This is a genomic window from Streptomyces sp. NPDC006207 (genome assembly GCF_040613835.1).
Lineage (GTDB): Bacteria > Actinomycetota > Actinomycetes > Streptomycetales > Streptomycetaceae > Actinacidiphila.
Genome location: NZ_JBEXSX010000076.1, coordinates 27,736 through 41,482, shown reverse-complemented (window position 1 = coordinate 41,482; position 13,747 = coordinate 27,736). Strand labels below are relative to the sequence as shown.

General features: G+C 65.1%; 6 protein-coding genes. 1 reads left to right on the top strand and 5 read right to left on the bottom strand.

What is annotated here, in order from left to right:
- Positions 1-257: 257 nt before the first annotated feature.
- Positions 258-1,634 carry an IS1380 family transposase gene (locus ABZ312_RS38940; protein ID WP_500439761.1) on the bottom strand — a complete coding sequence of 459 codons (1,377 nt, stop codon included), beginning with the start codon at positions 1,632-1,634 and terminating at the stop codon, positions 258-260.
- 193 nt (positions 1,635-1,827) lie between these two features.
- Here ABZ312_RS38940 and ABZ312_RS38935 point away from each other — a divergent pair, with 193 nt between their 5' ends.
- Positions 1,828-2,415 carry a hypothetical protein gene (locus tag ABZ312_RS38935; RefSeq protein WP_500439760.1) on the top strand — a complete coding sequence of 196 codons (588 nt, stop codon included), beginning with the start codon at positions 1,828-1,830 and terminating at the stop codon, positions 2,413-2,415.
- A 364-nt stretch (positions 2,416-2,779) separates the two neighbouring features.
- On the opposite strand, the gene lepB is transcribed toward ABZ312_RS38935, so the two are convergent.
- From lepB to ABZ312_RS38915, 4 genes are all read right to left on the bottom strand, one after another.
- Complete coding sequence (gene lepB, locus ABZ312_RS38930) at positions 2,780-3,424, bottom strand: signal peptidase I (RefSeq protein WP_500439759.1); 645 nt, start codon at positions 3,422-3,424, stop codon at positions 2,780-2,782.
- A gap of 133 nt (positions 3,425-3,557) precedes the next feature.
- Entirely contained in the window at positions 3,558-4,094 is a 537-nt protein-coding gene (locus ABZ312_RS38925; RefSeq protein WP_500439758.1) for an SMI1/KNR4 family protein, read from the bottom strand.
- A 171-nt stretch (positions 4,095-4,265) separates the two neighbouring features.
- Positions 4,266-4,631: a hypothetical protein gene (locus ABZ312_RS38920; protein ID WP_500439757.1), complete on the bottom strand. Its 366-nt coding sequence runs from the start codon at positions 4,629-4,631 to the stop codon at positions 4,266-4,268.
- A gap of 149 nt (positions 4,632-4,780) precedes the next feature.
- Positions 4,781-13,402, bottom strand: a complete 8,622-nt coding sequence (locus ABZ312_RS38915) for a golvesin C-terminal-like domain-containing protein (protein WP_500439756.1) — start codon at positions 13,400-13,402, stop codon at positions 4,781-4,783.
- Positions 13,403-13,747: the final 345 nt, after the last annotated feature.

Here is a 13,747-nt window from a genome sequence, read left to right as displayed (position 1 = left end):
ACGACCCCAAGCCCTTCGTCTGGACGAAAACCGCAGACGAAATCTTCGAACGCCTCGCCGGATATCTGAACCGAATCAACGACTCAGGACACTAGCCTCGATCTTGCGTGACGGCCCGTCGGATTCTCTGGCAGGCCGTTTCGTCTTGTTGGGCGGGTGGTGGGCAGGCCGGTGGCCCGGCTGTCGCGTCGGGTGGGCGCGGTTTCCACTGTTCCGGGTGGGTGAGGGGATTCGTCGGGATGGGACGTTATTACTGGTCAGCCGGGTTTCGGTAGGGCTTGCAGGCGGTCGAACGCGGCGGTGATCAGGTGAGTCCAGGGCCAGTGCCGGGCGAGGCGGAGGTAGTGGCGGCGGCCGGTCGTGGCGAGCTGGCCGGCGGCGGAGAACAGCCGTAGCCGGAGCCGCTTGGGTTCCCAGCGGCGAGCTTCGCCGGTCAGAGCGAGCATCGGCATCCAGGCCAGCAAGTCCAGGGCAAGCTGCACGATCTCCAGCCAGATCCGGTTCTGCGCGGCGCGGTGGAGGGGGAGGTTGCGCAGGCCGGTGTCGCGGGCGGCGCGGATGCGGTCCTCGGCCCGGGCCCGCTGGCGGTGCCGCAACTCCAGCTGTGCGATCGGCTCGCCGACGGTGTTGGTGGCGAAGCAGGTCAGGCGCATTCCGTCGGCGTCGCTGAAGCGCAACTGCGCGCCCGGGTGCGGCCGTTCCTTGCGAACGATCAGTCTCATGCCTTGCGGCCAGCCCTTGAGGACATCCCCGGCGAGCTCAGCGACCCAGGCGCCGTCGCGGACCTCGCCGCCGGGCTCGACGGCCGGGGTCCAAGCCGAGGCCGGAACCAGGAGTACGGCCTGGTGGATCGCGTCGGTGATGGTCATGCCGACCGAGTAGGACAGCCAGCGTCCGCGGGCGGCAATCCAGTTCACGAACTCGTGGGTGCCGCCGCCGGAGTCGGTGCGGATCAGGGTCCGGCGTCCGCGCCGATACCTTGACGGGAGCTGGGCCAGCGCGAGCCGGGCTGCGGTGATGTGGTCGGCGGCGGTGTTGCTGCCCGCGTTCCCCGGTCGCAGCAGGCCGGCCACCGGCTCTCCGGAGCCGGTGGCGCCGTGGTCGACGAACGCGAACAGCGGGTGGTGGCCGAAGGTCTTCTTCCAGGTCGCGGCCGCGTCCTCCTTCTCGGAGTGCGCCAGGACCAGGACACCGTTGATGTCCACGGTTACCTCACCACCCGCGTCCGGGGCCTGGTGCCCGGCAAGCTTCCAGACCCGTTCGCGGGCATCGGAGCGGGCCCGGCGTATCGCCGTCAGGCCGCGCGGACCGGCTGCGGCCAGGGTGTCAATGAGCCGGGAGACGGTGGGATCGGAGGCCACAGGCCCGAACACGGCCGGCTCTGCGCGCAGTACCGCGATGTCGGCCAGGCAGTCACCGCCCAGCGCGGTCGCCAGGGCCAAGTCGAGCAGGATCTTGCCCGGATCGTGCACCGTTCTGGGCTTGCGCCACGGCGCGAGGGCCGAGGACAGCGCCGCAGCCAGCCCCGTCCGGCGGGCCGTCTCGACCAGCAACACCCCGCCAGCCTGCGCAACCACCCCTCGGCCGCCACCCGACACCAGCACACGTGGGTACGACCCGATACGCTTACTCACCTGAGAAGTGCCTCCGACGGACGCAGGAACGAGGGCCTAGACAATCCTCATTCTCGCTGGTCAGAGGCACTTTTCGTATAGGTGATCACCTATCGGACAGCCCACCTCATGGAGCTCGAGGTCAGCAGAGGGGAATAGGCGGATGACGTCGCCAGGCACTCAAGAAGCCACCACACGGGCCAGGCCGGTGTGGGTGCTCACCCCGCTGGAGAGCGTCGGGCCGTTGCGATTCGGCATGAGTATGGATGAGGCAGCGATGGCGCTGCCCAAGACCTCTGAGCTACGTCGGTTCCAAGCCGAGCCCTATTTTCCAGAGGTCGTGGGTATCCAGCTGGGGCTCAGCCCGGCGGAACCTACCGTCTACGAGTACTTCGACGGCTCTGGCCGACTGTTCTGCATCGCGATTGATGCCGTTCGCGGGCCGCAGGTGACACTGGACGGGGTGGAGCTGGTCGGTGGCAGCCCGGCTGAGCTGGAGGAATGGCTGTTCGATCTCCCCGACTCGATGGGCGGCGTGTCCTATGGGCCGCGCGGAAATCCCGGGATCAACGACCTGGGGCTGGTCCTGCGAGTGCAGGACTCCGCAAACGGACTGCTGACCCGACTGGTGTTGGTCGGCCGAGACTGGGCCGACCGCTGCACTGACGACTGGGAAGGTGCGATCCCCGAATGCGAATGGGTGGGCCATGTGTGGCCCCACCCGTCGTTCCCAGAAATGCGTGTCTGGCCTCCAGCCGGATACACGCCGACCTGGGCAGGACGTTGGTCGCCGCCGTTCTAACGGCTCGACTCACTCGCGCGGCTGTGCAAGTCCGGGCGTCACGCCGGCTACTCACCTGAGAAGTGCCTCCGGCTGGTGCGGGAAGCAGAACCTTGACGATCCTCATTCTCGCTGGTCAGACGCACTCTTCAGATAGCTGATCGCCTACCGGACAGCCCGCCTAGTGAAAGCGCGAGGCTAGCCGGGAGTGGGGCCGGTGATGCGCAGTCAGAGAACGTGGTTCATAGGAGGTGTAGCCGTAGGTCGTCCGTGGTGCCGCCGCCAGCGTCGTCCGGACAAACTCGCAGGTCGCGTGTGCGGGAAACCGCAGGCAAGCGGCGGGGACTGGAAACGGAGCATCAGCCACCGCGCCAGTCCCCTATCCCTAGTGAGTCTGGGCCATGGGGGTGCCGAGGCCGGTGCGACGGCGCCTGACGGTCGCGGCGACGGCTGCCGCGACCAGGCCCGCGGCGCTTGTCACTGTACCCACCCACATCCATAGACGATCGGGGGTGGGGACACTGGCGCGGTCCACCGCCATGCCGACGACGGCAGAGCGGGTGATGGTCCCGTTGTACTCAGAGAGGTGGGCGCGTGAGTCGGCCGCGGCTGCCCGGTGGTCGCCGAGGAGGAAGAGCCGACCCGCGGGGACGGTGACGTCCACAGGAGGACCGAAAGCGGGATCGCCTTTGGAGATGTACGGCTCCTGCAGGGTTTTGCTGTTGACGCTCACCTTCCCGGTCTCGTCGATGACGACATGGTCGCCGCCGACGCCTGTCACCCGTTGCATGAAGACTTCGTCGGCGCCCCAGTCCCGGGCGGAGAACACAACCACGTCACCGCGCCGGGCCTCCGAACCGTCGATGCGCCTCACCGTGACGTCGCTCCCCACGGGATACGTCGGTTCCATCGCACGGTTCTGCAGGTGCAACGTCCGGTAATCCCCGCTCCCACCTTCGGTCGCCAGGATGCTGGCCAACGCCAGCGCCGCGCCGGCCACCGCGATCCCCAGCGCCACCGCCAACGGCACGCGACTGCCCCTATGGCCCGCCGCAGGACTGGTTGGCCACATATACGGTGCGGGTGCCGGTTGCTGTGATTCATACGGCGGCTTCCATACGTCGTCCATCGGAGTCAGTTCCCTCGCCTTTGTCATCGGCTGTTCAGGCAGGCTCGAAGAACGGCTCGGGCATGGCCTGTGCCATGGGCCCGGAATCGGCCGGTGCCGCGGAGGGGGGCCAGAACCCGCGTTCGGTCAGGATCCGGTACAGCAGCTCCGTGGCGGTCATCTCGTAACGGTTCCACTCCCAGGTGTCCACCTGCATGGTGAGAACCGGCCATGCGTTCACCGCGCCGTCCGTGACCTGCCAGAAGAACCAATCGCCCGAACGCGAGGATCCCCATGGGATCAGGCCCCCCGTCGTGCCGGGCTCATGGATCCTGTAGGGCGCGAACGGGCCGTCCGAACTGTTGTCGCTCTCCAGCAGATAGCGCCATTCCCCAACCAGATCCTGCACGCGGGTCTCGTCGACGCACAGCACCGACATCTCCCGTGAGAACTCGCCGGCACCGAAGGCCTGACACAACAGTTTGCAATCGCTCGGCAGTTCAGTCCCCAGCGCTGCTTCGATCTCCGCCCAGGGCTGTGCGATGTCCCGCGCGTCCCAACCTGTGACACGGAGAAGGGAATCCACCCACATGACAAAACCTCGCCTACTTACCTACGTATATATCGGCCGGTTGGGAGCCCGGTCCCACTCCACCGCCTGCTGCCGCCGTCCGGCCGGCCGGCGGTCCGGCTTCCACCGACGCGCCGAGCGGGCCCGCGCCTGAATTGCCTGCCGATCGAGGAGCAGCGGCATCTACCCGTCCTACAACGGCAGCCAATCGGGCCACCCCACGGGCATACCGCCCGGTTGGCACATGCTCTCCGGATGCCCGGGCGAGACGTACCACAGCGCCAACACGGGCCAGAGGAGCACCGCTGTAGCGACAACCGTAAGCACCAGAGGCAGCAGCAGGCCCTGGCGGCCGGTTACCTTGCGCATCACAGCCCACAGCACGGTCGACGCGGTCGCCATGGCGGTGGCCGTGGCCACCAGCAAGAGAAGCTGGAATGCGCCATTGGCGTCGATATCGCAGTTCGACCAGGTACTGAACAGAAAGAGCGATGTCACATACCCGGACCCCAGGAATACCGCCCATCCGATCAGCCAGGCACCCGCGCCGTACCGCACTCCCTTACTCGAGGAAGAAGGTCGCACTTCCCTTGCCTTCACAGAATTTACCCCACGTCGGAAAAGGTGCACCGCAAGGGCGGCCAGCCAGTGGCCGAGCCGCCCCCACGGCAATCGATGTTACGTCGGACTGATGGAGCGTGGCAGCGCTAGTAGAGCGTTCCGCCCGGAATGTGGTATCCGAGCTGTTGTGGGGGGGCCAAGGAGTACATCTTATCCGTCCCTTGCAGACCCTTGAACATCGTCAGAAGTTCGGAGTGGAACTGATCCTGTGTGAGATCGGCTCCGTATTTGTTCCACAGGTCGATGCCCATGCGCACGGTTGCCTTGTCGCCCTCGTCGGACCTCCCTACGTACGGTATGTGCTCGGCTCCCGGAATATTCTTGCCACCCGGAAGACTGGGCGCTGCAGCAAATTCCAGCAGGTCGTGATCGAGACCGGCAGCGGCACCCACATAGCCGTAGTGCACATTCGACCAGACGTCGTGGTAGACCTCGGCGTCCATTCCGGTGATCTTTCCGGTGTAGCAGCACACGCCTCCCTCCTCCTGAAGAGCAAAGTTGTTCAAGAGGAAGTTTTTGTGGTCCCATGGGCCATTCTCGTGCACCTGTTCGAACCATTTCGAAACCGCCATGTCGGGATCACAGTCGATTTCATATTGAACTGGATTCCAGGTGTCGCAGGCATTGTTGTAGCCCTCGATCTCCTTGAATGCCTCGGACTCCAGATTCCCCTTCATCTCACTGAACATGAAGTCTTCGACGGCCTGATAGGACTTCGCTGGACTCTGACGTTCCTCCGCCTTGATCATCGGAGTTTCACGGTAAACGCCGCCACACATTCCCGTGATATCGCAGCTTGTATGCCCGTCGATCTCGACACCACTGATGGGGTTGCCGCCCGCGAAGGCGTAGCGGTTGCCCGTCATCGGGTCGGAGCCGAGACGCATGTCGGTGAGGGCCCCGTTGTACATGTCCCGGGTGGTGAAGCGGTTGAGGCCGGGGTTGTAGTCGCGGAATCCCATGTCGTAGGTGCCGGACTGGGCGTCCCACCGCTTGGCGTTGAATCGGTAAGGGTTGTACGCCTCCTTGCCGGGATCCGCGGCCTCGGGCTTGTCGATGCCGGTGAACTCCGAGTCGTCGTCCTTGCCGTAGGCGGTGTAGCCATAGGTTGCCTTGGTGTCGCCGGTGGTGTCGGTCAACGTCTCGACGTCCGAGTGGCCGTTGTAGCCGTAGTAGCCGTCCTCCGTTGTCCCGTTCGTGTTGTGCTTGATTTGCGACAGGCGCTCGCCGAACGGGCTGTACTGGTACGACTTCGTCAGAGCGCCGGCGACCTTCTCGTCCAGTACCTCGCCGGACAGGCCGAGATATTCGAAGTCGGTCGTCTTGCCCTCTGCCGTCTTGGACACGGTGCGGTCCAGCGGGTCGAAGACGTATGTCGTCGACTTCAGCACGCCGGCGGAGTCGGCCTTCTGGGATTCGACAACGTGGTCGAAGCCGTCGTAGACGCTCCGCTCGATGACCTTCCCGGCGGCGGTGACGGTCTCCTGGCGGCCGAAGGGGTCGTAGGTGTAGTTCGCCGTCGAGCTGCCGCTGGTGGCGGTCAGCAGACGGTTGCGGTCGTAGTTGAACGTGCTGGTCGTGCCCTTGACGGCCTGGCTGATGACGTTGGCGTTGTCGTCGTGGACGTAGGTTTCCGTCCCCGCACCGTTGCCGGTCTTGACCGACTTGGACAGCCGATCGGCCGGGTCGTAGGTGTAGTCGGTGGTGGAGTCGAGGTACGCCGCGTGGTTGTCGGCGTTCATCTTCCGGGCCGCGTCCTGCGCCTTGTTCCCGTTGGGGTCGTAGGTGTAGGTGTGTGAGGTGACGAGGGTGCCGTTTGCCTTCTTCTCCGATGTCGTCCTGAGGGCGCCGTCCAGGAAGTACGCGTAGTCGACTGTGTTGCCGTTGGCCTTGGTCTCCTGCAGCTTCAGGCTGCGGTCGGTGTAGGTGTACGAGGTGACCTTCGGTGATGTATCGGAGGCCGACTTGCCCACCGAGATCGTCTTGACCAGTTCACGCAGGTCGTAGGTGTACTTGGAGAACTGGTCGGGGTGGGTGATGGTTTCCGGCTGGCCGTTGGCGTCGTAGGCGTAGGTGGTGGCCTTCTTCTCCTGACCGGCCAGCGCCTCCGTGACCTTCTGGACCTGGTTCAGGCCGGTGTAGGCGACCGTGTACGCGTCGATCTTCGCGCCGGACGAGGTGTCGTCGATCGACGTCAGGTTGCCGTTGGCGTCATAGCCGTACGCGAAGTTCGTCTTCTCGGTGTCGGCCGGATCGCCACTGGTGTCGCGCACCAGCTTCACGCCGTCCGCGACCACGATCCCAGCGCTGTTCTGGTCCAGTTTCAGCTGGGCGTCCTCGTCACGCTTCAGCGCGTACGAGCCCAGTTGGACCCAGCTGCCGGTGTTGGCGTTCTGGTCCTTCGTCACCGCCGGCTCGGTGGTGGTGCCGTGGGTGAGGGTGTACTTTGCCGTCGTTGCTGCGCCGGTCACCTGCGGGTACTTGACGTACGCGGTGTAGGTGCCGTCCCTGGGGATGTTCAGGGTCCAGGTGAAGCTGTCCGTGCCCGTACCGGCGGTGTGAGTCCGGTAGTTGTAGCCCTGCTGCCCGGCGGTGTTGCCGGTTGCCCAGGTGCCGGTGGCGGTGGTGTTCTGGGTGTCGGAGTTGTCGGTCAGCACCACGCTCTTGCCCACCGGGACGCCGTCGTCCGACTTCGACTTGAGCTTGCCGTCGGGGTAGTACGTCCACGTCATGGTGCGGTCCGAGGAACCGCCCGCGGAGGTCAGCGTGCGCGCGGTCTGCTTGCCGAGCGCGTCGTAGTCGTAGGTGGTGGCGATGTCCCAGGGATCGGTGGACTTCCTCGTCCAGCCGTTGTCGAAGTAGGAGTAGACGGTGTCGTTGCGGACCGTTTCGCCGTCCGAGGGCGGCAGCGAGGTCTTGATGACGCGCCCGACGGCGTCGTAGGTGCTCTCGGTGTAGACGTCCGCCTTGTTGTAGCGGGTGTCCGCCGGGTCGTAGGGCTGGTACTGGCGCTTGGGGCGGTTCAGTTCGTCGTACTCGGTGCGGGAGGCGAAGTCCTCCGTGTTGGAGGTCTCCGTGCCGCGCGGGGTGATCACCTTGGTGGTGTTGCCGACCTGGTCGTACTCGTACTTCGTCGACCGGTAGGTGATCGTCGAGGTACCGTCGTGCGGCACCTTGACCTCGGTCTGCTTGCCCCGCTCGTCATAGGTGACGGTGGTGGTGTTGTTCTCGGCGTCCGTGGTCGAGACGACGAGGGAGTCCTTGTCGTAGCCTCGCTTCGTGATCTTGCCGGCCGCGTCCGTGACCTGCGTGACCCGGTGGTTGAAGTCGTAGTCGGTCTTGGTGGTGTAGTCGTCCGGGTCGGCGGTGGCGTTCTTCTTCGGGTCCACCACCTTGGTGACGTTGCCAACGTTGTCGTAGCTGTAGGAGATCTTGTCGCCGGCGGCGTTGACCACGTCCGTCAGCTGGTAGATCTCGTCGTAGGTGCTGGTCGTGACGAAGTCGTCCGGGTTCGTCGTCGTCAGCGTGCCCTTGGGCTCTGTCGACGTCTTCAGGTTGCCGACCTTGTCGTAGGTGTAGACCGACGTCCGGTCGGGTGAGGTGGGCGTGTCTTTCGGCGCGGTCGCCGATGTGATCTGGTCGGTGTCGTCGTACACCGCGGTGGAGATCGCGCCGTTGGGTGCGGTGGACGTGGTCACATTGTCGTTGGCGTCGTACACCGGCTCGGGCGTGGTGATGAGAACACCCGCCGCCTGGTCCTTGGGCACCGTGCTGACCTTCGGACGCCCGAACGTGTCGTAGGTCTGCGTGGTCGTCTTGCCCAGTGCGTCGGTGACCGACGTGACCTGGCCCCGCTCGTCGTAGACGAAGTTCGTCGACTTCTGCAGCGCGTCCGTGATCGTCTTCGGGTAGCCGGTCGGATCGAAGGCGCTGTTGACCGTGGCGTGGTTGTTGGCGTCGGTCGCCTTGGTCAGCTGGCCGTAGGAGTCGTACTCGTAGGATGTGGTGTAGTCGCCGGCCGTCGCCGTGGAGACGCCCTTGGGGTCGGTGACGGTTTTCAGGTTGCCGAAGGTGTCGTAGCCGAACTGCCAGGTGCGGCCCTCGGGTGACTTCTTCTGGAAGAGGTCGGCGATGTAGCCGTTCAGGCCGGTGGTGTAGGTGAAGGTCGCCGGGGCGGAGCCGTTCCTGTTGACCTCGGCGTCCTTCTGCTCCAGCGGATAGCCCGTCTTCTGGTCATAGACGTACGTCGTGACCGCGCCGTTGGCCTCCTCGAGACGGGTCACGTTGTTGTCGGCGTCCCAGTTCAGCTTTGTGTCCTGGGACTTGGCGTTCGTGATCTGCGTCGCGCGGCCGAAGCCGTCCGTGACGTACGTGGTGGCGTGGTCCTCGGCGTCCGTGACCTTCGTCTGGATCGTCGAACCGGAGCTGCCGTCAGGGTCGGTGTACTCGAACACCGTGTCTTCGCCGAGCCGGTCCTTGATCGTCTTGGCTCGCCAGTGGAACTTCGGGTCGTCCCCGGTCTGCGGGTAGTAGTAGTCCAGCGAGGTCGCGTGCCCACGCGGGTCGGTGACCTTGACCAGCTTGACGTTCTTGTTGCCCTGCGTCTGGTCGTAGGTGAACGTGAAGACCTTCGGCTGCGACGAACCGGCGCCGTCGGTCACCTCGCCCAGAAGACCCTTGTCGCTGTAGACGAAGGAGACCGTGCGGCCGGAGATGTCGGACATCGACTTGACGTGGTCGATGATCTCCGGCTCCGTCAGGTTGGACCCTGTCTTCTTCGTACCGGTGGCGTCGAAGTACGAGTAGCTCTGGCCCTTCGCGTAGTAGTCGATCGTCAGGGTCTTGCGGCCCACCGGGTCGGTGACGTATCGCAGCAGCTTCGCCCGCTTGTTGCCGGAGGTCAGCTTCTCGTAGGTGTACGTCTGCGTGTTGCCGTTCTTGTCGACGATCGACGTGATGTATCCGTCGCAGTCGTACCAGAACTGGGTTCGGTCCGGACGGGTCATCTTCCAGGCCCGAAGGGCCCCGCCCTTGCCGGGGTTGCAGTCGGCGCCCACCACTGGCTCCAGCAGGTAGTGAACGCCCGCCGGGGCCTTCCACGTGCTGGTTGCCGCGTCCCAGCGGAAGATGTGCGAGGTTCCGTCACCGTCCGGCAGCGTCACCTCCGTGGGGTTCGGGTTCGGATGGAAGTCGAGCGCAGCACCCAGCCGCAGCGGAGCGGCAGCCTGGCCCGACCAGCCCTGACCCAGCCCGGTGTCGGAGGTGTCCAGCGAGTTGTAGTTGAGCCGGGCGAACGTCGAAAGACCGCGGCCCGGGTTGCTGAAGACGTTGTACGACCAGACGTTGTTGCCGGCGTTCACGTTGTTCATCACCGTCGAACCGGCGCCAGTGTTCTTGCCCGTGTAGGAGTAGAACTTCTCCATGCCGAGCTGGTCCGAAGTCGGGTCCTCGACGGCCACCCGCTGCGGTAGACCGGCGATGCCCGCCGACTGCGAGAGCCACTGGCCTGTCTTCTTGTTGTAGACGTCCCAGGTCAGGTCGTACTCGGTGCGCTTGCTGCCCTCGTCCGAATTGATTGGCGCCTTCACCTGGGCAGTGACCGATTTCGTTTCACCGACCGAGAGGGAACCCTCCTCCATACCGCCGGGGATGTCCGACTGGATCTGGTTGCCGCCGTTGGTGACGTCGGTGCCGTCGGGCAGGGACCATCGGTAGGACAGCACATAGTCCGAGATGTTCCAGCGGGCGCCGGTGGTGTTGGAGACGTTCACCGTCGTGGTGATGGTGTCACCGGGGACCATCCGGGCCGGCGTCTGCGGGGCGGAGTACGTCGCATTGGTGTCGAGGTAGGTCAGCACCAGTTGCGGCCGCAGCTGTGCCTCCGATGCCTCCGAGGACAGGAACATCGTCTGCTCCTGCGGCCCGGTGGTCGTCTCGTTGTTCAGCTTGAGCAGGACGCCCTTGTTGGTCGTCGAGTCGTTCAGCCAGCTCTGCGCGAGTGACGTGATGTACCACTCGTGCCAGCCGGACTCATTCCTCGTATCGTAGGCCTGCTGACCCTGCAAGGCGCCGAAATCGCCACCTGCCGTCGTCCAGTTGGTGGTGGCGTTGGCCTTCGTCCACGTTGCGGTGGCCTCGTCGAAGTCCTTGTTCAGACCGTGGATGTTGAAAGCCGCGCCGGTAGTGGCACTGGTCGTACTGGCGCTCCAGAGCCTCACCTCCGCGTTGAACACCCGAGCGCTCGACGGCAGGGCGGGCATCGGGAACTTCAGCAGGGCACGGGTGACGCCGAGCGTCGGCGAGTTGTTTCCGATGGCGAGCCACTTCTGTGCGGCCCCGTTGTTGCTGACCGTGTCGTGCGCGGTGGTCGATTCAGTCGCGGACAGTGTGGTGTCCGTGGTGCCGGCCTGAACGATCTTGACGGTCCGGTTGGGCATGGGCGCCTCGACGCGCTGGGTCGGAGCGCTAATCAGCTGCCCGTCCTGGGTCTTCACCGCGACCATGTAGTAGTACGTCTTGAGTGGGTCCTCTGGGTTCGGACTGCTGGGCTCCGCAGAGGTGTCGATGTAGGCCGTGGACGCCTTGGCGACCGGCGTGACGAGCGTCGCCGCCGAGGGGGTGAAGTCCGGTGTCGTGCCGCGGTGCACCTGGTATTCGACGATGTCGTCACCGGTGGCCGTGGACGGGTCGACGTACGCTGACCAGGACAGTTCCGCACCCGTGTCGTGGATCGTAGTCGGTGCGGCGAGCGTGACGCCGGGACGGCCGTAGACGATCGTCAACTTGGGATCGACCGTGGGCTCGTCGGGCTGCCACTGGACATATCCGTTGAAGAGCTCGGACGAGAGATAGCTAGGCCCGCCCTTCCCCAGCACGGACTCGTCCGCCGCCTTCAGGACGAAGCCGTTGTTGACGTAGGTGCCATTGACCCAGGCCTGGACGGTGTCGGTGACCGAGAAGGTGTGCCGGGTGCTGTTCAGGGCGTTCGCACCCTTGGTCACCGTCGCGGCCTTGGTGAACCGGACGGCGTCGGCCATCGTGCGCTTGGTGGAGTCGCCGGTGTCCCCGAGAACGACCTTGCCCGCCGTGCCGGCGGCGAAAGAGTGCGCACCGAGGGTCGTCCACACGCCGGAGGTGCCCGTGGTCTGATTGACCGTGTACGGCGCGGTGCCGCCGTTGTACGTCACCGTGTACGGGGCCGCGGTGGTCGCGTCGGCGACGCCGGCGTAGTGCACGTCGACCGCGTACGTGCCCGCCTCGGGCAGCTTGGGCTGCCAGGTGTACGACTCCCCGGTGGCGGTGTTCTTGTTGTACACGTAGTCGTTGCCGACGTTGATGCTCGTGGTCGTGACCCGTGGCCATTCCCCGACCGCCGCGGTGGTCCCGGCGTCGCCGTCGTCCACGGTGACCGAGGTACCCGACAACTCACCGGTGATGCCGTTGGCCGTGCTCCACGTGGCTTTCGTCTCGTCCCACGCCGCAGTGGCCCGGTGCGCCTCGATGATCACAGGGTAGGCGTTGGTGGTGTGGGTCTTGTCGTAGTACAGGCTGAGCTGCGCGTCGTCGATCTTGGTGTTCGCCGGTATCGAACCGAGCGGGAACTGGACCAGCGACCGGATGATGCCGAAGGCGTTGGTACCGACGTTGAGCGGATAGCGCGTACCCGCACCGTCGTTGTCGTTGTAGTTGAAGGTGGGTGCCTGGGAGGCGATCATGGTGTCCTGCATGCCGGGCACCTTGGTGGCGATGACGACCGTGGGGTCGATCGCCACGGGATACTGCCGCTCCGGGGCGGCCAGCCACTTGGCGTCGGGCACAAGCGTGAGCTGCCAGCTTTTGCCCGTCTTGACGAGCTGCTGACGGACCGCGCTGCTGTGCGCCTTCTCGGCGTCCGTCATGAAGGGTGCCGGGATGGTGAGCACGGGGTTCCTGGAGAACTCCCCGTACAACTCGATCGCACCACCCTTGACGAGCTTGGGGGTGAGCCCTTCGGTGGTAACCCGGAAGGTGAACTTCGGAGCGGCAGTCGGCCGCTCGGTGAGGACGATGTCCTCCTTTACCTCGCCCGGCCGTACGTTGTAGACGAGGTCGGCGGCACCTATGGCGTCCGGGTAGCTGACCGTCGCGCCCTTGGCCTGCGGCTTCAGCGTTCCGGTGCCCGTGGGGCTCACCAGGCCGAAGGTGACGGCCTCGCCGGTCTCCGCCTCGAACCGCATCAGGTGGCGAGGATCCGATCCGAAGTAACTGCGCGCCGTGTTTGCCGTGTTGGCGAAGTCGAAGCCCTTACGGCCGGTCTCCGTGACCGTGGTGTCGATCGGCTTCCAGTCCTTGCCGGCGCGGTACGCCGTCGCGCGGGCCGAGATCTCGGCCTCGATGCGGCCGTCGGAGAGTTGCCAGTAGCGCGTGTTGGCCGTGCGCTTGCCGGTGAGCTCCTTGACCCGCTTGGCCTTGGGTGCCTTCTTGCCCCTGGCGAGGTGCTGGCGTTGCGGAACATCGGTCGATGCGGAGTGGCCGGGCTGGCCGTTGCTCTCGTCGTCTGAGAACCAGCCCGTGATAGTGTCAATGAATCCGGAATGGTCGCCCCCAGACCCCTGCGGCGTAGCGGCGAATGCTGGCACCTGCAACAGCGGGCTGCACAGCGCCCCCGCCACCGCGACGGCCAGCAACCGTCTGAATTTCGATTTCACGAAAAAACTCCCTAATGTCATTCGCCACGCCCGGCTGAACGCAGCGAAACGAGCTGTCCCATACCGAGCGAGACAGCTCGCAGCACCCGACCACGGACCACAACTGGCCTGGTTCGCAGGCAGTTTGATGATCATCGGACCGAGCGGGCGCGATCTTCCAGGGGTTACCAGGCCCATGTCAAGCGTTCAACTAAAGGGTGACATCACGTCATATTTGCGCTACCACCACCGAATCTCCACCGTGCTGGAATGCGACAGCATTGCCCCGAATTATCAGCGCGATGGATTTACCGTCCGCCGATCCGGTATAACCAGCCGACTTTTCAGTGGAATCTTGGGAGCGAAACCATGGCCTCGACCGGGCAA